The sequence below is a fragment of the Pseudonocardia halophobica genome, from assembly GCF_050948485.1.
Lineage (GTDB): Bacteria > Actinomycetota > Actinomycetes > Mycobacteriales > Pseudonocardiaceae > Pseudonocardia > Pseudonocardia halophobica.
Genome location: NZ_CP192046.1, coordinates 5,179,123 through 5,197,736, shown reverse-complemented (window position 1 = coordinate 5,197,736; position 18,614 = coordinate 5,179,123). Strand labels below are relative to the sequence as shown.

At 70.2% G+C, this 18,614-nt stretch carries 19 protein-coding genes and 4 pseudogenes; 10 read left to right on the top strand and 13 right to left on the bottom strand.

The genetic code is table 11. The annotated features are described in order from the left end of the window. Window positions 1-17: 17 nt before the first annotated feature. The gene (locus tag ACQP04_RS24670; RefSeq protein ID WP_433502936.1) at window positions 18-1,118 is read right to left on the bottom strand and encodes an ABC transporter substrate-binding protein; all 1,101 of its coding nucleotides are present in this window, start codon (window positions 1,116-1,118) and stop codon (window positions 18-20) included. A gap of 438 nt (window positions 1,119-1,556) precedes the next feature. After that, a pseudogene (locus ACQP04_RS24665) lies at window positions 1,557-2,501 on the bottom strand (NAD(P)-dependent oxidoreductase); the annotation flags it as partial. 236 nt (window positions 2,502-2,737) lie between these two features. Here ACQP04_RS24665 and ACQP04_RS24660 point away from each other — a divergent pair. After that, entirely contained in the window at window positions 2,738-3,565 is an 828-nt protein-coding gene (locus ACQP04_RS24660) for a TauD/TfdA dioxygenase family protein (protein WP_433502935.1), read from the top strand. A 133-nt stretch (window positions 3,566-3,698) separates the two neighbouring features. Continuing rightward, entirely contained in the window at window positions 3,699-4,256 is a 558-nt protein-coding gene (locus ACQP04_RS24655; RefSeq protein ID WP_433502934.1) for a cysteine hydrolase family protein, read from the top strand. 68 nt (window positions 4,257-4,324) lie between these two features. Here ACQP04_RS24655 and ACQP04_RS24650 read toward each other — a convergent pair whose 3' ends face one another. Next, window positions 4,325-5,227, bottom strand: coding sequence for an SDR family NAD(P)-dependent oxidoreductase (locus ACQP04_RS24650; RefSeq protein ID WP_433502933.1), 903 nt, complete (start codon window positions 5,225-5,227; stop codon window positions 4,325-4,327). 381 nt (window positions 5,228-5,608) lie between these two features. Here ACQP04_RS24650 and ACQP04_RS24645 point away from each other — a divergent pair, with 381 nt between their 5' ends. Further along, on the top strand, window positions 5,609-5,776 hold the full coding sequence (locus ACQP04_RS24645) for a hypothetical protein (protein ID WP_433502932.1): 168 nt from the start codon (window positions 5,609-5,611) through the stop codon (window positions 5,774-5,776). Window positions 5,777-5,780: 4 nt separating this feature from the next. Here ACQP04_RS24645 and ACQP04_RS24640 read toward each other — a convergent pair whose 3' ends face one another. The 3 genes and pseudogenes from ACQP04_RS24640 to ACQP04_RS24630 all read right to left on the bottom strand — a co-directional run. Continuing rightward, entirely contained in the window at window positions 5,781-7,181 is a 1,401-nt protein-coding gene (locus tag ACQP04_RS24640; protein WP_433502931.1) for an MFS transporter, read from the bottom strand. Window positions 7,182-7,391: 210 nt separating this feature from the next. Further along, entirely contained in the window at window positions 7,392-8,069 is a 678-nt protein-coding gene (locus ACQP04_RS24635; protein WP_433508432.1) for an LLM class flavin-dependent oxidoreductase, read from the bottom strand. Further along, a pseudogene (locus ACQP04_RS24630) lies at window positions 8,048-8,353 on the bottom strand (LLM class flavin-dependent oxidoreductase); the annotation flags it as partial. The pseudogene ACQP04_RS24630 and the gene ACQP04_RS24635, both read right to left, overlap by 22 nt. Window positions 8,354-8,687: 334 nt before the next feature. On the opposite strand from ACQP04_RS24630, the gene ACQP04_RS24625 reads away from it, so the two are divergent. The 3 genes from ACQP04_RS24625 (at window position 8,688) to ACQP04_RS24615 (ending at window position 10,244) form a co-directional block, all read left to right on the top strand. After that, complete coding sequence (locus ACQP04_RS24625) at window positions 8,688-9,311, top strand: alcohol dehydrogenase catalytic domain-containing protein (RefSeq protein ID WP_433502930.1); 624 nt, start codon at window positions 8,688-8,690, stop codon at window positions 9,309-9,311. After that, window positions 9,260-9,808 (top strand): zinc-binding dehydrogenase, encoded by a 549-nt coding sequence (locus ACQP04_RS24620; RefSeq protein WP_433502929.1) that lies wholly within the window; start codon window positions 9,260-9,262, stop codon window positions 9,806-9,808. The genes ACQP04_RS24625 and ACQP04_RS24620 overlap by 52 nt, the downstream gene beginning before the upstream one ends. A gap of 121 nt (window positions 9,809-9,929) precedes the next feature. Then, window positions 9,930-10,244: a Dabb family protein gene (locus ACQP04_RS24615; RefSeq protein WP_433502928.1), complete on the top strand. Its 315-nt coding sequence runs from the start codon at window positions 9,930-9,932 to the stop codon at window positions 10,242-10,244. Between the two features lie 172 nt (window positions 10,245-10,416). On the opposite strand, the gene ACQP04_RS24610 is transcribed toward ACQP04_RS24615, so the two are convergent. Then, complete coding sequence (locus ACQP04_RS24610; RefSeq protein ID WP_433502927.1) at window positions 10,417-11,232, bottom strand: mycofactocin-coupled SDR family oxidoreductase; 816 nt, start codon at window positions 11,230-11,232, stop codon at window positions 10,417-10,419. Between the two features lie 227 nt (window positions 11,233-11,459). On the opposite strand from ACQP04_RS24610, the gene ACQP04_RS24605 reads away from it, so the two are divergent. After that, window positions 11,460-11,906, top strand: a complete 447-nt coding sequence (locus ACQP04_RS24605; RefSeq protein WP_433502926.1) for a nuclear transport factor 2 family protein — start codon at window positions 11,460-11,462, stop codon at window positions 11,904-11,906. 202 nt (window positions 11,907-12,108) lie between these two features. After that, window positions 12,109-12,978: a MaoC/PaaZ C-terminal domain-containing protein gene (locus tag ACQP04_RS24600; protein WP_433502925.1), complete on the top strand. Its 870-nt coding sequence runs from the start codon at window positions 12,109-12,111 to the stop codon at window positions 12,976-12,978. A gap of 460 nt (window positions 12,979-13,438) precedes the next feature. Here ACQP04_RS24600 and ACQP04_RS24595 read toward each other — a convergent pair whose 3' ends face one another. The 3 genes and pseudogenes from ACQP04_RS24595 to ACQP04_RS24585 form a co-directional block, all read right to left on the bottom strand. Next, window positions 13,439-13,645 (bottom strand): hypothetical protein, encoded by a 207-nt coding sequence (locus ACQP04_RS24595; protein ID WP_433508520.1) that lies wholly within the window; start codon window positions 13,643-13,645, stop codon window positions 13,439-13,441. Window positions 13,646-13,728: 83 nt separating this feature from the next. After that, a pseudogene (locus ACQP04_RS24590) lies at window positions 13,729-14,241 on the bottom strand (DUF6282 family protein); the annotation flags it as partial. Window positions 14,242-14,264: 23 nt separating this feature from the next. Continuing rightward, on the bottom strand, window positions 14,265-14,444 hold the full coding sequence (locus ACQP04_RS24585; protein WP_433502924.1) for a hypothetical protein: 180 nt from the start codon (window positions 14,442-14,444) through the stop codon (window positions 14,265-14,267). A gap of 103 nt (window positions 14,445-14,547) precedes the next feature. On the opposite strand from ACQP04_RS24585, the gene ACQP04_RS24580 reads away from it, so the two are divergent. Next, the gene (locus tag ACQP04_RS24580) at window positions 14,548-15,312 is read left to right on the top strand and encodes an SDR family NAD(P)-dependent oxidoreductase (RefSeq protein WP_433502923.1); all 765 of its coding nucleotides are present in this window, start codon (window positions 14,548-14,550) and stop codon (window positions 15,310-15,312) included. Between the two features lie 244 nt (window positions 15,313-15,556). On the opposite strand, the pseudogene ACQP04_RS24575 reads toward ACQP04_RS24580, so the two are convergent. Next, window positions 15,557-15,916, bottom strand: a pseudogene (locus ACQP04_RS24575) (transposase); the annotation flags it as partial. Between the two features lie 601 nt (window positions 15,917-16,517). On the opposite strand from ACQP04_RS24575, the gene ACQP04_RS24570 reads away from it, so the two are divergent. Then, complete coding sequence (locus tag ACQP04_RS24570; RefSeq protein ID WP_433502922.1) at window positions 16,518-17,021, top strand: nuclear transport factor 2 family protein; 504 nt, start codon at window positions 16,518-16,520, stop codon at window positions 17,019-17,021. 238 nt (window positions 17,022-17,259) lie between these two features. Here ACQP04_RS24570 and ACQP04_RS24565 read toward each other — a convergent pair whose 3' ends face one another. After that, window positions 17,260-18,087 (bottom strand): FAD binding domain-containing protein, encoded by an 828-nt coding sequence (locus tag ACQP04_RS24565; RefSeq protein ID WP_433502921.1) that lies wholly within the window; start codon window positions 18,085-18,087, stop codon window positions 17,260-17,262. Continuing rightward, window positions 18,084-18,611 carry a (2Fe-2S)-binding protein gene (locus ACQP04_RS24560; RefSeq protein WP_433502920.1) on the bottom strand — a complete coding sequence of 176 codons (528 nt, stop codon included), beginning with the start codon at window positions 18,609-18,611 and terminating at the stop codon, window positions 18,084-18,086. The genes ACQP04_RS24565 and ACQP04_RS24560 overlap by 4 nt, the downstream gene beginning before the upstream one ends. Between the last annotated feature and the right edge of the window lie 3 nt (window positions 18,612-18,614).

The following is an 18,614-nucleotide window of genomic DNA, read 5'->3' as shown; positions in this document are numbered from 1 at the left end:
ACCGGTCGGGGGCAGGGTCAGGACGCGGTCTGTACGCCGGGCCGCGGAATGCCCAGCTGCTCGTAGGCCTTGTCCACCATGGAGTTGTCGAGGAACGTGCCCGCCTCGGGCTTCGCGAGGTCGGCCTCGCTGAAGTCGCCGCCTCCGGTGGTGTCCTTCACGGCCTGCTCGGTGGTCGAGCCGTCCGTCGAGAGGAAGCCGGGCTGGGTGAAGGCCCACTCCGCCGCGAACAGCTGCGGGTCCGAGCGGGCGTCCCTGAAGCCCTGTGGCATGAGCTGCATGACCTTAGCCGGGTCGGTGACCGTGCGGACCCGGTTCAGCCCGGCGACGACCGCGTTCACCAGGTCCTGGGACAGCTCCGGGTACTGCTGGCGGAACTTCTCCGGCATGACCAGCCCGTTGCCGATCAGCGTGCCGCCGATCGGGCCGAAGACGCTAAGGTCGTTGGTGTTGAGGACCGGGTAGCCGATCCCGTCCTTCACGGCCTGTGCCGCGGAGGCAACGTCCATCATCGCGATGTCGATGCGCCCGGTCTGCAGGGCGGGGGCGAAGGCATTCATCGCACCCAGCGCGATGCCCTTCTGTTTCGCCCAGTCCAGGCCCGAGTGCTCGGCGGCCTCCTTGAGGCTGACCTGGCTGATGGAGCCCTCAGAGGTGTAGCCCCAGTTCCCGCCGTCGAACTTGGCCAGGTCGGTGCCGCGCTCGGCCTCGTACCTCTTGGCCGCGATCGCAACGGTGCCGGCGCCCTTGTTCATGTTCACGACGTAGTGCAGCTCGTCGGAGGCCAACGCGGCCTTCAGCGCGGTGTTGAAGCTGCAGTTGCAGATCTGCGCGGAGCCGCCGAGCATCGCGGTCAGCGCGTCGTTGCCCTTGCCGAAGCCGGGGTAGGAGATTTTCGTGTTGTACTTCTTCTCGATCTCGGCCATCTCCGGCGCGGCGGCCCAGAGCGGGGCGAACGTGGTGATCCACGTGCCGCTGGTCGAGATGGCGAGCTCCGACGGGGCGCCCGCACCGCCCTGTGCGGCGGTGTCGGAGCTCCCACCACCACAGGCGGACAGGGCCAGAACGGAGGCCGTACACAGTGCGGCCAGAGCGGCGAAGCGTCGTCGCTTGAGCATGAGCCCTCCATTGGGCTGGCGCCGGGGCGCCGGTCACGCGTACAGGGGTCACGGGGGTGGCGACGGACGCCGCGGGCCCTCGCAAGTGTGACTACTATTGACAGATGCAAAGATCGAGTCAAGACCCTGTCGCGGTCGTGCCCAGATCGAGACCGCGCCGTCGTCGTCCCCGCAGCGTGGCCGCCGTGACGAACGACGACGCGTCGTCGGCCAGGTAGAGCATCACCAGCACCGTGAAGTCGGCAGGGACCGCCGGGAGCGTCGCCGCCCGCCTCGTGGAATGGACGCGACGACCGCGTCGACCCTCTACTTGGAGCAGGCGACGACGACGAGCTTCGCGCCGCAGGCTATCCGCGCGGTGTCGGAGCCCGGCCCCCGCTGCCACCGGTGAGGATGACTCGGCCGTCGACGTTGAACAGCGGGCGGGGGTCCAGCGGGTCAGGCACGGGCGCACTCGGGGTGCTCGCCGGCCTCGCGGAAGGGCGGGATGAGCTCTTGGCCGCAGGTGGTGCATTGGGGGGTGTCGGGGCGCCCGCCGATGCTGTCGAGGTAGGTGTCGCGTTCTTCGACGCGGTTGACCAGGGTTTCGGCGGCGACGGCGGCGAGCGGGGAGACCAGTCCGGCGCGGCCTGCGGCGGTGGTGAACGAGCTGAGGTCTTTTTTCATGACCAGTTGGGCGGGGGTGGTGCCCGCGGGGACGCTGGCGCGCAGCCGGTCTTGTAGGCCCCAGGTGCGTACGGCGCGGGAGTCGGCGTTGCTGGTGGTGAGCACGCTGCTCAGCGCGTCCTCGGTGAGGCCGTAGGCGCGGGCGAAGTTCATCGCCTCGATCTGCAGCGCGTAGCCGGCGATGGTCATGAAGTTGACCGAGAGCTTGGCGGCCGAGCCGGCGCCGGGGGGGCCGACGTGGAAGATCTCGCGGCCGAACGCGTCGAACAGCGGGGCGAGTTTCGCGGCGTCGGTGTCGGTGCCGCCGACCATGACGGTCAGCTCGCCGGTGCGGGCGCGGGCGAGGCCGCCGGCCACGGGTGCGTCGAGCACGCCGATGCCCGCGGGGGCGAGGCTCTCGGCCAGGCCCTGGACGAAGGCGGGGGTGACGGTGCTGTGCACGATCAGGGTGCGCGGCAGGCCGACGGCGACGATCTCGTCGGCCACGCTCTGTACCTGCGGCTCGTTGAGCACGACGACGCCGATGACGTCGGCCGCCTCGGCGAGCTCCTTGACCGAGGTGGTGCCCTTGGCGCCCTGCTCGACCAGCTCCGCGATGGCCTCGGCGCGGAGGTCGTAGACGTAGGTCTCGAAGCCGGCGCGGACGACGGCGGCCGCGATGAGCTTGCCCATGTTCCCGAGCCCGACGATGCCGATCTTCATTGTTCTCCTTCGTCTGCTGGTGTGGCGCGGCCCTGCGCGACCGTCCCCGGGGTCTCGAGTACAGCCCCGCTAAAATGCTTACTCTTACTAGGATTGTCGCCTCGCGACAAGGTGCGAGAGCGCGGCGGGTCGCCTCCTCCTCAGGCAGCTTGCGCAGGCTGCCTGTTGACATCGTTCAAGGAGGCCTGCACACTGACAGCAACAACCACGTGCGGCGTGGCCGGCTGTCTCAAGGGAGAGGGTGCGTAGCCATGGAGATCGTTCCGCTCGAGGCTCCCGTCGGCGCCGAGGTGCGCGGGGTCGACCTGACGAAGCCGCTGTCCGAGGAGGACGTCGTGAGCGTGCGGCGGGCGTTCGCCGACCACCTGATGCTGGTGGTCAAGGGTCAGCAGCTCGAGGGCGAGGACCACGACCGCTTCATCAAGTACCTGGGCCCGCTCGAGACCTTCGACAACGGCGCCCAGGTGCAGTTCATGACGAACAAGAAGGTGGAGAACGCGGCGGAGGCGGGCAACGCCCGGCTGCTGTTCCACAACGACGGCGCCTACCGGCCCAACCCTCGCGCGGGCACCTCGCTCTACGCGCTGGAGGTCTCACCGACCTCGCCGCCCACCAGCTTCGCCAACGGCGTGCGCGCCTACGAGAGCCTGTCGCCGGAGCTGCAGGAGGAGATCGAGAAGCTCACCGCGTTCCACATGCTCGACCTGGAGGACCCCTACGGCGAGTCGAACCGGCAGCTCGTCACCGACCTCCGCCCGGGCCGCACGATCGACGACATCCGGAAGGCGACCCATCCGGTCGTCATCACGCTGCCGCACAGCGGCCGGAAGGCGCTGTTCGTCAGCGAGTTCTACACCAGCCACATCGTCGAGTTCGGCGAGAGCTCGGAGGAGGGCGAGGCGCTGCTGCAGAAGCTGTTCGCCGCGCTGTACACCGAGGACAACACCTACTCGCACCACTACAGCAACGGCGACCTGGTGGTCTGGGACAACCTCGCCGTCCAGCACGCGCGGTCCGGGTCGGTCGACGACAACCCGCGCCACCTGCGCCGGCTCGTCCTCAAGGCCGTCGACTGGTGACGGCGGGCCCGCCTTGTCGGTGACCCCGGACTCCTTGTAGCGTCCGAAGGTCTAACCATGCACAGAGTTGGCCGCGTCCGGCAATACCGGGCCGCCTACCGCCGTCTGTGCCCTGCACGATGAAGGAGTGGACATGAGTGCCCAGGCACTGCTCGTGATGGACTTCCAGCCGCCAAACGTGGGCGCCGTCGGGGGCGACGATGGGCCCGTCCTGGCCGCCGCCGTCTCGGCGGTCGACGCCGCCCGCAAGGCCGGTGTGCCGATCATCCACGTCCGCGTGGCGTTCCGGGACGGCTACCGCGAGGTCAACGCCGCCAACAAGAACATGTCCCCGCTGACCGGCTACGGCGACGTGTTCATCGAGACCTCGGCGACGTCGCAGATCCACCCGGCGATCACCGTGGCCCCCGAGGACTCGGTCGTGGTCAAGCGTCGCGTCAGCGCGTTCGCGAGCGACCTCGCGCCGCTGCTGAGCGGTCTCGGCGTCACCAAGCTGGTGCTCGCGGGCATCGTGACCAGCGGCGTGGTGCTCTCCACTGTGCGCCACGCGAGCGACGCAGACTTCGAGCTCACCGTTCTGTCGGACGCGTGTGGCGACCCGGACCCGGTCGTGCACCAGGTCCTGATCGAGAAGATCTTCCCGCAGCAGGCGGAGGTCGTCACCGTCAAGGAGTGGGCGGACACGCTCTGACCCAGCTGTCCGGCCGAAGGCCCCGGTCCCCTCGGCGGAACCGGGGCCTTCGCCGTGCCGGAAGGACCTCAGCCGAGGCCGGGGCCCGCGTCCATCCCGCCGTCGACCAGGAACTTCGTCCCCGTGATCCAGGAGCTCTCCTCGGAGGCGAGGAACAGCGCGGACTGGGCGATGTCGCGAGGTTGGCCCATGCGCGGCACCGGCATCTTCTCGAAGAACGAGTGCGGCGCGGATGTGGCCGAGGCACGCGACATCGGGGTGTCTACCTGGCCGGGGACGATCGCGTTGACCCGGATCCGTGAGGGGCCGAGATCGAGCGCGGCGCACTGGACGAGCGCCGTCGCGGCGGCCTTACTGGCGCAGTAGGCGGCGTTGCCCGGGACGCCGTAGGACACCCCGCCCATCGAGGTGACCGCGACGATGCTGCCCCGGCCGGAGGCCTTCATGCCCGGGGCCACGGCCTGGATGCCGTGCAGCACACCGACGACGTTGATGTCGAAGGCGAAGTGCATGTCCTCGACGGTGGCCTCCTCGACCCCACCGTTGATGTTGACGCCCGCCGACTGCACCAGTACGTCCGGCGGGGCGCCGAAGCGGTCTCGCGCGGCGTCGACCGCGGTGGCCCAGGCCTCGGGGTCGCGCACGTCGAGCACGACCGGCTCTGCGGCGGCCCCGAGGGCGTCGGCCACCTCCTTGACGCTCGACATCTCGAGGTCGGCCACCACGACGGAGGCGCCCTCGGACACGAACAGCTGGGCGATTGTGCGACCGATCCCGCCGCCACCGCCGGAGATCAGCGCGATCCGGCCCTCGAGCCTGCCGCCGCGCGCCACCTGCGGTTGCGCCGCGACGACCCCATTTCCCGCGGGGAGGACGTACTGGACCTTGGGGGTCGGGGCCGCGCTCGCGGGCACTTCTTGCACGGGGGACGGGGCGACGGCGCGCCGCACGGGATGGGGGACATTCGGCATGCCGTTCACGATGTGCCGCCCCGGCACTCGGCTCCGATCATCATCGACGTGGCCCTCCGCTCGTAACCTGCGTATTCTAAATATAGTTCGAGCCCACGTTAGGGATGGGGAAGCCCCAGGTCAATGGAGAGCAGGCCGCCCGTCGACCGGGAGCGACCTCACCGGGGGCACACCCGAGGACTGGGTCGCGACCTCGCTGGAGCGGGCTCTGCGCAAGGGCAAGCTCGCTTGGGCGGCGCGGCTGCTGGGCGGATCTCCGCCGCGGACAACCCTGGACGCGCTTGACGGCCGGACGCTGGCGCTCGAGGCTGTCGAGGACGAGGCCGGGCGTGATTGCGGCGCCCTCGCCCTCCCGCTCGCCGGCCTCGCCCCGGCGGGCGCATGCTGAAGGTCCAGGCGAGCCTGGCGAAGTCGGTCACCTTCCCGCAGCGTCTCATCGGGTGCGCCCGGCTCGCCATGCTCGCGGACTGCGACTACCTCAACGACGAAACCGTCCGGATGGACGGTGCCATCCGGACGGCGCACCGAGTCGGCGGGGACCCTGGGTAGAGCGTCAGGACCGGTCCCCACCCGCGGCGATGCGCTTCGGCAGGCTGCGGTCGGCCAGCACCATCACGAAGGTCACCGCAGTAACCACCAGCAGGATGTAGCCGATCGTCTGCACGCTGCCGCCGGTCACGCCGTTCGCGTAGACGATGCTGATCACCGCCGACGAGATGATCGCGCCGAGGTAGGTCGCGGTGCGCTGCAGGCCCGCGGCCGTGCCCACCTGGTCGGCCCTGGCCTGGGCGTAGAGCGCCGCCTGGTTGCCGATCCCGGCGATGCCGAGCGCCACGCCGAGCAGTGCGGTGAGTAGGACGATCAGGACGATTGGCGTCGACAGCGTCATGAACGACAGCCCGCCCGCCACCAGCAGCGCGAGGCCCGCGGCCAGCACCAGCGGGGAGCGGACCAGGTTGCGTTTGGCCACCGGCCGCGAGACCAGGGCCGCGATCGCCGTCATCGGCAGCAGGAGCAGGCCGGTCGTGGTCGCGCTCAGCCCGCGGGGCTCCTGGAGCCACTGCGTCACGCCGTACATCACGCAGTAGGAGACGAACAGGGTGGCGCCGGTGCGGACGTAGGTCCGGGTCAGCGCGTTGTCCGTGATCAGCGAGCGCACGTCGAAGAACGGGCCGGTGGCACGCCGCTCCCACAGCACCAGCGCGACGGCGAGGACCAGGGTGAGCGCGCCGACGTACCAGTTCGGGTCGAGGATCGACATCAGGAAAACCATCAACGCGCTCAGCGCGCCGCCGAACAGGACCATCCCGATCGCGTCGAGCCCGGCGAGGGCGCCGCGCACCTCGGATCGGCTCAGCCGCGGGTCACGTGGTAACCAGATCAGCGCGGTGACGATCGCGAGCAGGGCGAGCGGGACGTTGATCAGGAAGGTGGCGCGCCAGCCGAAGACGCCGACGAGCAGGCCGCCCAGCGGGAGCCCCATGACGACGGTGACGTTGGCGACGATCGACAGCCAGCCCAGAGCCGGGCCCGCGGGCCGGTCGCCCGCGTTCCGCCGGATCAGCAGGATCGCGGTGGGGTAGGCGGCCGCGGTGCCGATGCCGAGCAGTACACGCGAGACCAGCAGCAACCTCAGATCGGTGGCCAGCGCGCCGAGCGCCCCGGCGACGAGCACCAGCGCGGCGCCGACGACGAAGACGCGGCGCGGCCCGAAGGACTCGGCGATCCGGCCCATCGTGGGCTGGGCGACCGCGCTGGCCAGATAGAGGGCAGCGATGAGGACCGCGGTGTCCCCGCCGGTGACGCCGAAGGCCTGACCGATCGGGACCAGGGCGGTGGCGAGCAGCGAGGTGTTCAGCGGGTTGAGCGCCGAGCCGACGAGCAGTGGGGTGATGAACCGCCTGCCGAGCGGCTCGACCCGTGGCGCGACGGGGGTGTCCGCGGTGATGGTCACGCCGACGCCCCGCGAGGACACGACGGGCTGACGGGACCGGGGGAGACACAGACTGTCGGCATGTCGCAACGATAACAGATTCGACAGGCAGCCTGTGCAGGAACCCTGCCTGATGTGACGAGGGTCCCCCGCGAGCGTCCGGGCGGCGATGTCTACCGCCGTCCGAGTGAAGGAGGAACTAGTCCGTGCTGCGCAGGCCCGCCTCAATGGTCAGCGGGAGGATCTCGTCCCGCACTGCTCGATGCCGCGCTCGTAGTCCGGCCACACGATGTTGATGCCGTCGATGCCCGCCTCGGACAGCCGGGCCATCTCCTCGACGATCTGCGCCGGCGTGCCGTACGGCGGGTGCGAGTGCATCATGGCGACCATGCGCTCGAGCATCACCGGGTCGTGCTTGTAGTCCAGTGTCTTCCCGCCGCCGCCCATCAGCTTGGTGATCTGGTTGCCGACGGCCTCGTAGTCGCCGTGCTCGCGCACCCAGTGGTCGTACTGGCGCTGGACATTCGCCTGGTCCGGCCCGCACAGGATCCCTGCTTGTGTCCAGCCCCGGACCTCGCGGCCCTTCTCGGCGGCCCGGTCCTTGATCTTCTTCACGACCTCGGCCAGCGACTCGTTGGAGTCGGCCGCGGCGAAGCAGATGTCCGCGTTGCCCGCGGCGAAGTCCATGCCCTGCGGACTGGAGCCCGCGCTCATGATCGCCGGGGTGTGCTGGATCGGCTTCGGCGCGCTGATCGCGTTGCGCGCGGTGAACCATTTGCCCTCGAAGTCGAACTCCTTGTCCCGGTCCCAGAGCATCTTGACCAGCGTGGTCCACTCGGCCGCGATCTCGTACCGCTCGTCCCCGCCGACCGGCTCGACGCGAACATCTCCAGCTCGGACCTGTCCCAGCCGGCGACCACGTTGAGGCAGAAGCGCCCGTTCGAGATGTGGTCGATGGTCGCGGCCTCCTTGGCGAGGCGGACCGGGTGGATCAGCGGGACGTGGGCGGTGGCGAACACCGCGATCTTCTCGGTGACCGCCGCGATGGCTGCGGCGTAGGGGGCAGGCTCGTACTGCTCGTCGTTGAAGTGCGACGGGCCGCCGTAGCCCTTCCAGCGCCCGAACGGGACGATCGCGTCGAGCCCCGCCCGGTCCGCCAGCTGTGCGATCCGCACCTGCTGGGGCCAGTTCAGCTGCTCGATGCCGCCCTCGCCGAGGGACGCTGTGCCGCCCCGGGTGCAGTTGTGGTGGAAGACCCCATCTTGAGCCGGTGGCGGTCACTGAACAGGGGCGATCCGACGGTGCCGACTGCGGCGTCCACCATGAGTACTCCCTCGCTAAGCTTTAACTCTAGATATTGTTAACAGATTGTCTTCCGGTACGTCACGGGTGCCGGAGTACGAAACCCAGGGTTCTTCCGGTGAGAAAACCATTGCATCTATAGTCATGGCTCGCCTAGTGTCGCTTGCCACGCCCTGGATCGTGCCGCGGCGCTCTGGCTCACTGGCGACCGGAAGAAGGATCTCGATGACCGTCCCCACGAGCTGTCAGGCGGCGGTGCTGACCGAGCACGGCGCCCCGATGGAGCTTCTCGAGGTCCCCGTCCCGCAGGACCTGGAGGAGGGCGCGGTGCTGGTGCGCAACCGCGCCGCCACGATCTGCGCCACGGACGTCCACCTCGCCGAGGGGGACGTCTCGTCGAAGCAGGCAGCCTCCGGGCTGCCCGTGATCCTGGGCCACGAGATGGTCGGCGAGGTCGTCCGCACGAACCAGGCCGACGTCGACTCGATCGGGCAGCGGCTCGAGGAGGGAGACCGGGTCATCTGGACGCCCGGCTACTGCGGGCGGTGCGTCGAGTGCGTGCTCAACCACGCGCCGTCGCTGTGCCTCAACCGCCGCGGATACATGGCCAGCAACCCGGCCGACTACCCGCACCTCACCGGCGCGTTCGCCGAGTACGGCTACGTCTACCCGACGTCGGGCCTGGTCAAGGTGCCCGCGGTCCTGCCGACGCGGTGGCCGCCGCGGCCTCCTGCGCGCTGCGAACCACCGTCCACGCCTTCGACCGGCTCGGCACGCTCGACGAGCGGCAGACCGTCGTGGTCCAGGGCTCCGGCCCGCTCGGGCTCTTCGCCGTGGCCAAGGCCGTGACCATGGGCCCGCGCCGGGTGATCGTCGTCGGCGCGCCCGCGGACAGGCTCGCGCTGGCTCGCAGGTGGGGCGCCGCGGAGGCCATCGACATCACCGAGGTGCCCGACGCCGCGGACCGCACCGAGTGCGTCATGGGGCTGACCGGCGGCCTGGGTGCGGACGTCGTCGTCGAGATGTCCGGCGCGCCCGCGGCCTTCACCGAGGGCATGGCCATGCTCCGGCGCGGCGGCCGCTACCTGCTCGTCGGGCAGATCAGCCCGGCCCAGGTGACGTTCAACCCAGCGCTCGCGGTGATGAAGCAGGCGTCGATCGTCGGCGTCTTCTCCGGCGCGATCGAGCACTATGCGCGGGCGCTGCAGTTCATGGAGGCGCACCACGAGCGCTTCGACTGGACCGAGATGATCACCAGCTCGCGTCCGCTCACCGAGATCAACGACGCCATGGACGCCATGCGGGGGCACCGCGAGATCAAGCCCGCGCTGACGATGGTCGAGTGACTGCTCCGGACGGGACGTCTCGCGAGGCGGCCGCCCGGACACGGCGCGACGAGGGCCCGACCGCGTCATCGTCCGAGGACATACGCCACACGGGCCGTGCGAACCCTGACGGAGGAAGAACGTGATCATCGAGTCCGGAATCAAGCACGTCGCCTACTTCTGGTTCGCCGAGAAGGAGTCGAAGGACGAGGCGCTGAAGCTGGTTCAGGAGATGGCCGCCGCGATCCCGAACGTCGGGGACGTCCGGATCGGCGGCCCGGTCGACCACGACTGGCCCGCGTGGAAGATCGACAAGAGCTGGGACCTGGCGTTCATCGTCAGCTTCCGCACCGTCGACGAGTGCCGCGAGTACTTCCACCACCCGGTGCACCAACGCAACGCCAAGCGCCTCACTGAGCTGTCGGACAAGGTCTTCGCGAACTACATCCAGTACTGAACCGACCTCGAGAGCAGGACGCGACCACGGCGAGCCGGGCCCGGGCGTGCCGAGCCACCGGGGCGGAGGTGCGCATGTACTCGAGTCGCCTCCTCGTGCCGACCCCTGCGCGCGAAGTGCGACGCTGAGCAGAGCGGATTGCCGACGGAGGAGGCGAGTCGAGGAGCAGGGATCAGAACTCGGTGACGCCGGCGTCAGGGGCGAGCTCGTGGGCGGTCATCATCCGGGACTCGTCCGAGGCGAGGAACAGCACGGTGTCCGCCACGTCCTCGGGCTCGGTCGACTCCACCGGCAGCATGTTGATGAACATCGCGGCCGGACGGGGGTTCGACGAGGAGGCCTTCGCGATGGCGGCCTGCATGGCGTCGTCCGACATCGGGGTGTTCACGCCCGTGGGGTGCACGCTGTTGACACGGATGTGGTGCTGGGCCAGCTCAGCGGCGAAGGCCTTGGCCATGCCGCGCACGGCGAACTTGCTGGTCGTGTAGGGCACCATGTACGGCTGGACCTTGATCCCCGCCGCGGAGCTGATCAGAATGATGGAGCCACCGCCGGCCACCACCAGGTGCGGGGCCCCTGCCATGACCGTGTTCCACACGCCGGTGACGTTGGTCGACATGGTCGCCTCGAACACCTCGGGGCTGACCTCGTCCCACTGGGTAGGGATGCAGATGCCGGCGTTGGCCACCACGATGTCCAGCCGGCCGAGCTCGGCCACGGCGCCGTCGACGGCCGCCTTCAGCGCGGGGAGGTCCCGCACGTCGAGCGTGACGTCGACGATCCGGCGGTCGTGCTTCTCGACCAGGCGGACCGTCTCGGCCAGGTCCTCGGGCGTGGCCGAGGAGTACGCGACGTGCGGCAGCGGACCGGCGAGGTCCACCGCGATGATGTCCGCTCCTTCCTGTGCCAGCCGGACCGCGTGGGCTCGGCCCTGGCCCCGAGCCGCCCCGGTGATCAGTGCGACCTTTCCTGCGACTCTCCCGCTCACTGTCGTGCCGTCCTTCCGTGCCGGTGCGCGGCCGGATCGGCCGCCGGTCTTCAGTCTCCTCCGTCGACATCGGAGGGAGGGGTGATCGCCCTCACCGGGAGGCTCGTGGTGACCGACGGTCGAGGAGGCTGGTCGAGCGAAGAAAAATATGTTAACTCTATGAAGCCTTTTCCCGGGCGACGGGGCCGTCGCGTCGGGCGGCCTTCTCAACGCTGCAGGAGCCCGACATGAGCGACGACCTCGAGAAGCGGATCCAACGCCTGGAGGACATCGACGCGATCAAGACGCTGAAGCACAAGACCTGGCGCTACTACGACACCCAGAACATCGAGGAGCTGCGCAAGCTCTTCACCGACGACATCGTCATCTCCACCGCGCCGCCCGCCTCCAGCGAGTTCCGCGGCCTGGACCAGATGATGGAGAACACGAAGAAGGCCTTCGAGGTCTCCATCGCCAGCCACCAGGGCCACGGCGCGGTCATCGAGTTCACGAGCGAGACCACCGCGAAGGCCTACTGGAGCATCGACGAGTGGTTCTACTACTTCGACAGGGGCGAGGAGTGGCACGCCAAGGGCTATTACCTCGACGAGTATGTGAAGATCGACGGTGTCTGGAAGGTCAGCCGGCTCCAGACGAAGTTCAACTTCAAGGAGACCTTCACCCGCGGGCGCTGAACCGCCTCAGGGCGAGGGTCCGGCTCGGCACGGCGGCGACGCCCCGGTCGACGACGGCGCGGCCGCGGAGGCCCTGCGCGGTCGTCGGCACCGCGAACGGTGAGCTCGACCGACGGGCACCACTGGAACGGGCCCACCGTCCCGATCTTCGATCGCGTCTCGAACGTGACATAGCTCGGTGGACCGGATCGAAGGAGACCGCATGCCACTCGCCCCCGACCTGATCGGCACCCGCAGCGGGCCCGTCGAGTACTCGTGGACCCGGGACGACGTCCTGCTCTACGCCCTCGCCGTGGGTGCGGGCCAGGCGGACCCGACGGCCGAACTGGCGTTCACCACCGAGAACTCCGAGGGCGTGAGCACGGCGGTGCTGCCGACCTACGCGGCGATCATGACCCGGGTCGGGGCGGTACCGCTCGGCGACGTCGATCGCACGAAGCTCGTGCACGCTGAGCAGGCCGTGCGGCTGCACGGCCCGCTGCCGGTCGAGGGCCGGGTCCGGGTGACTGCCGAGGTCACCGGGGTGTTCGACAAGGGCAGCGGCGCGATCGTCGAGACGACGTGCGAGGCGGTCGACGCGGTCACCGACACCCCGCTCGCGACGACGGTCGGGTCGGTCTTCCTCCGCGGTGAGGGCGGGTTCGGTGGTCCCCGTGGCGGCTCGTCAGCACCGCCGGTTCCGGACACCGCGCCGGACGACGTGGTGCACTACGCCACCGCCCCCAACCAAGCCCTGCTGTACCGCTTGACCAACGACCGCAACCCGCTGCACAGCGACCCCGCCTTCGCGCGCCGGGGCGGCTACGACCGGCCGATCCTGCACGGCATGTGCACCTACGGCTTCACCGCCCGCGCCCTGCTGCACACCGTCTGCGGCGGCGACCCCGCCCGTTTCGGCGCCATGAGCGGCCGGTTCACCGCCCCGGTCCTCCCCGGGGACGCGCTGACCGTCTCCATCTGGCGGGACGGGGACGGCGCGAGCTTCCGCACGACCCGAGACGGCACCGTGGTGATCGACCGCGGTCGGCTGGCCGTCGCCGAGGGCTGGGAACCGTCATCCCGAGGCCCGTAGCAGGGGCCACGGCCGACCGGTCTGGGTGTCGCGGGCCTTCCGGCACGGCCCGCCGCCGCTCCGGCGTGTAGAGCGGTCCCGGGAGACCACCGAGACGCTGTACGCCGTCGCTCTGCGCCTTCTCGTAGGAGCCGAACCCGACGTCGCCCAGGGCGACGCGCGTCATCAGTGCAGAGGTGGTCGCTCCGCCTACCAGATCGAGGACAAGGTGGTGTTCCTGCACGCCTCGGGCGGGGCGCACCACACCCTGGTGCTGCAGGCCGCCCATGGTGCCGATACCTGGCGGACCTCGCGGGCATGCACCGGGCGTGGTCGATGTCCCGGTCCGGTCGACCTGGCCCACCCCCTACCGGCCGCCTCGTGACCGTTCCGCGAGGTCGCTGAGCCGACGGCACGGGGGACGGGGGCTCGTGCCGCCGTGCCCGACCGGCGGGCTCCAATCGGGGCCCGCCGAGCGTCGTTACTGGAGAAGCAGCTGCTGGGTGGTCCTGGTGGTGATCGCCGCGGCGTCCTTCGCCCCGGCCCGTTCCTCCAGCGACCGCATCCACTGCGGCACGATGTCCGCGGGCGCGGGGTGCCCGGCGTGCCCGAGGTCCCCGCCGAACACCAGCAGCGAGTGCGGGTAGACGTCGACCAGACGCAGCGACCCCTCGTCCGGTCCGCCCAACAGGTCCGGCAGGATCCCCAGCTCCAGGTGGGCGCGAGCTCGGCGAGCACCGCCCCGAGCGGGTCCGCCCAGTGCAGGAAGGCCATCATCGGGTGGTTGACCAGCAGCCGTCGGACGCCGCGTCTGGCGGCCTCGGCGAAGACCACGACGGTCTCCTCGACGCTCAGGTGCCCGCTGGCCAGGACGAGATCGTGACGGGCGACGGAGTCCAGCACGTCGTACCACTCCGGCCGCAGCCGACCATCCTCGACGACCTCGACCAGGCCCAGCTCGAACCCGCGGTACACCGCCATTTCCGGGGCGGTTGCGGCGGCCTTGTGGTTGCGGGAGGAGACCGTCGGCAGCCAGACGATTCGGCCCCCGAGCCGCGCCGCGACCTCCACCGCGTCGGGGTTCGCCCCGCCGACAGCACAGTTGAGGACGATCCCACCGTGCACGCCCTCGCCGGCCAGCGCGGCCCGCTCCACGGTGCTGCCCTCGTGTGCCTTGAGCACCACCGTGCCGAAGCCCTGCACGCGCTCGGCGGCAGCGGTTTCCGGGTCGGTGCTGTGCCGGGGGAGCAGGCTGGTGGAGGCGTGCACGTGCAGGTCGGTCATGTCGACCGCCCAGTCCGGCGCGCTTATGTCGTGATCCACTCGAGCATCCCGGTCTGGTCGAGCCTGCGGCGTCGCACCTTCCCGGCCTCCACGTCCCGGGGCAGCGCGTCGACCCGCGCGACGGCGAGGTCGCACGAAGCCGGGCAGCTCGCCGTGCCGGCGCGGGCGAGGAACGCCGCGTGGTTCGGGTCCTGCGCCAGCAAGGGTGCATCGGGCTCCTTGGTCGGGCGACGCTGCCTCCCACGGCTCTACCCAATAGTAGGCTTATAATAAGTACCAAGAGGCGACGACGGTGGAGGTCCGCGCATGGACGCGCTGGCTCGTTTCGCGCTCGACGGGCGCGCCGCACTGGTCACCGGTGGCTCCCGGGGGATCGGGCTCGCCACCGCCCGGCTGCTCGCCGCCGCGGGGGCGGCGGTCGCCGTCGTCGGACGGTCTCGGGACGCTCTCGCCACCGCCGCGCGGACGGTCGAGGAGGACGGCGGGCGGGCACTCGCGGTGGTCGGGGACGTGGCCGATCCCGGGCAGCACGGGCGGATCCTCGCGGAGACCGTCGACGCGTTCGGGCGGCTGGACGTGCTGGTCAACAACGCCGGGCTCAACCGCCGTTCATCGGCGTGCGAGCTGACGCCGGAGCTCTACGACGAGGTGCATGCCGTCAACGCGAAGGGCCCGATCCTGCTCAGCGCTGCGGCTCAGCCGCACCTGGCCGCGCACGGCGTCGGCAGCGTGGTGAACGTGCTGTCCATCGGGCTGTGGACGGGGGGTCCGGGATTGCTGCCCTACCGGACCGCGAAGTCCGCGCTGCACGCCGCGACGCTCGTGCTCGCGCAGGAGTGGGGCAGCGACGGCATCCGGGTCAACGCCGTGGTCCCGGGCATGATAGGCGATGCCATGGGAGGCCGCGCGGACGACGACGCCCGCCGCGCTGCCAAGGCCACTACCCCAATCGGCCGGGGCGGCGAGCCCGACGAGCTGGCCCACGCCGTGCTGTTCCTGGCGAGCGACGCGTCCTCCTACATGACCGGCTCGATGCTCAAGGTCGACGGCGGGGCCTACACCGGGGCCTGATCAGCGGGCGGGGCTGGCCTCAGCGAACCATCGTCCGGCCCCCGTCGACGACAAGGGTTTGGTCGGTGATGAAGCGCGTGCCGGGGCCCGCGAGGAAAACGAGGAACGGGACCAGGTCGCGGTCAGGATCGCCCAGCTTGCCGTCGATCGGAGTGTTCGCCGCCATCCGGATCCGCGCCTGCTTTGCTGTTCGGGGGATGCTCCTATGGATGTCGAGCGGCTTCGGTAGGTCGTGGGGTGTGAGTAGAGCCTGGTAGATCTCTCGAGCGATGTAGCGCTTGAGACAGCGGATGATCTCTTTCTTGGACATGCCCTCAGCGGCGCGGCGCTCGGCGTAGGCGCGGGTGCGTGGGTCCCAGCGCAAGCGGCAGAGCACGATTCGGTAGAGCGCGGCATTGGCTTGGCGGTCGCCGCCGCGGTTGAGCCGCTAGCGGTGTGTGCGCCCGGAGGAAGCCGGGAGCGGCGCGACTCCGCAGAGCATGGCGAACGCGGCCTCGGAGCGGAGCCGGTCGGGGTTCTCACCCGCGGTGACCAGTAGCTGTCCCGCGACGTCGGTGGCGACACCGTGCAACGCAACCAACGCCGGGTTGATCGCTGCCACCAGCGGGGTGGGCAGGGGACGATGCCGGGGCCGATGCCGCGCCCCGCCCCGGTCACGAGGGCGAGCCGCCCGGTCAGGTCGGCGAAGCGGGTGACACCGTCCGATGTGGTCATAGGAGGGACCGTATTCCCCACGAGTTCATGGCCGCGCTCCGCCCGGGTCGCCGACTGCCGTGCAGAACACCGAGGTCGGCACACCGCGCTCCTCGGTGTCCGACACGCTCGCATCGATCTGCTGCTCGCCTCGGCTGGCGGAGCATCCGCGACACGGCGGTCAGCTGATACGCGCCGCCGGGAGAACTCCCCCCGGGCTCTGGACGGGACCCGAGAACCCGCGAGTCGACGGAGAGAGTTCACCACCCGCGTAGGCCACGGTACGTAGGGACCCCCTCGATGAGTGACAACCGGCCATAATCTAGTTATGTTAAGCCTTGTTGTCTGGGGCGGGGTCAGTGATGACGCTGCCGCGGGTGTGGCCCGCGCATGACGGGACCCACTGTGGTCGTGGCATCCCGTCCCACGCGGGCTACGCCCGTCAGCGCAGCTGCCCGCGAGCCGCGGCGTCCAGCGCTCGCCGGTACAGCGGACGCCGATCAAGGAGGATCATGACGAACGACAGCCAGATCCAGTACCTGCTGGACCGCTTCGCCATTCAGGACGTGTTGGCGACGTACGCGAAGGGGCAGGACGACTTCCAGGGCAACCAGTACGAGGGCACCCTCGAGACGTGGGCCCGGATATTCACCGATGACGGCGAGGTGGACTACACGTCCGGTGGCGGTCCGCGAGGGCCCTGGCGCGAGATGCTCGCGTGGATGCGCGGAACACCCGAGGAGCCCGGTGTGATGACCGGGGCGTTCGGTCGTTGGCAGCACATGCTCGGGCTCCCGATCGTCACGATCGAGGGGGACACCGCGTCGGCGAGGCACGACCTGTTGGCAACGCACACAACAATCGACCAGGCCGACGGCGGCGTCCACTTCTACGACGCATGCACGTTCACCGACGAGTTGGTCCGGACGCCGGAGGGGTGGCGAATCCGTTTCCGGATGCTGGAGGTCCACTGGGCCGGGGCTCTGCAGACCGCAAAGAACTTCAGCCTCCAGTGAGCCTCCACCCCAGCCGGCCTTCCTCCTCGGATCGAGGACGGCCGATCACGAGAGCGAGCGCCTCAAGATCGAGGGCGGCTGGAAGGTCCAACGCCTGCTGAGGAAACTCGACTTCAGGGAGACCTTCCATCGCGTCCGCTGACGGTCCCACGGACGACGACAGCGGCCTCGCGCGTGGCGCGAGGCCGCTGTCCTCGTTCAGCCGGTGGCCTCCGGGGGGAGGCCGTCCGGAGGACGGTCAGGTCGTGGACCGACCGGCGAGAGCACGGCCGAGCAGCACGCGGGCGAGGTGCTGCCGGTACTCCGAGGATCCGGCTCCGTCGTCGACCGGGGAGGTGCCCTGGGCGGCCAGGGCCGCCACTTCGTCGTGGCTTGCGCCCGACCGCAGCGCAGCCTCCGACGCCGACGCGCGCAGGGTGGTGGGGCCCATGTTGACCAGACCGATGCCGCCGCCATCGGGCTCGGATTGGTAGGCGACGCCGACGATGGCCCAGTCGATGCCCCGGCGGCGGAACTTCTGGTAGCCCCAGGTGGCGTCGCCGACACGCGGCACGCGGAGCTCGACGACGATCTCGTCGGGCTCCAGGGCGGTTTCGAGGAAGCCGGTGTAGAAGTCGTCGACGGCGATGGTGCGGCGCCCGCCCGGGCCCTCGACGACGACGGTGCCGCGCAGGGCCATCAGCGAGGCGGGCAGGTCGGCCGACGGGTCGCCGTGGGCGACGCTGCCGCCCAGGGTGCCGCGGTGGCGGATCTGGCAGTCGCCGACGACGCTGGCGGTGTGGGCGAGCAGCGGGGCCTCGGCGCGCAGCACGTCGGACAGCTCGAGGTCGACGTGGCGGGCCAGGGCGCCGATGGCGATCTCGTCGCCTTCGACGCGGATGTGGTCGAGGTCGGAGATGCCGCCGAGGTCGATGAGGACCTCGGGCGCGGCGAAGCGCAGCTTCATGATCGGCAGCAGGGAGTGGCCGCCGGCGATGAGCTTGGCGTCGTCGCCGTGCTCGGTGAGCAGCCTGATCGCGTCGGCGACGTTGGTGGGGCGGTGGTAGGTGAACGGGGCGGGGGTCACTTGTCCGCCTCCATCTCGTCGGCGGCGGAGAGCACGGCGGCGACGATGTTGTGGTAGCCGGTGCAGCGGCACAGGTTGCCCTTGAGTGCGGCGCGGACGGTCTTCTCGTCGGTGGCGCGGCCCTCGTCGATCAGGGAGACCGAGGCCATGACCATGCCCGGGGTGCAGAACCCGCACTGCAGGCCGTGGCAGCGGCGGAAGGCTTCTTGGACGGGGTGGAGGGTGTCGCCGTCGGCGAGGCCCTCGATGGTGGTGATCTCCCGGCCCTGGGCCTGCACGGCGAGCATGGTGCAGGACTTGACCGAGCGGTCGTCGAGCAGCACGGTGCAGGCGCCACACGAGGTGGTCTCGCAGCCGACGTTGGTGCCGGTCAGCCCGAGCCGTTCCCGGATGACGTCGACGAGCAGCTCGCGCGGCTCGACGGTGGTGTCGTGGTCCTTGCCGTTGACCCGCAGGGTGAGCGGGACGGTCGCGGCCCCGGCGGTGCCGGTGGCGTGGGTGGTGGCGTCGGCGAGTTCGGTCATGGG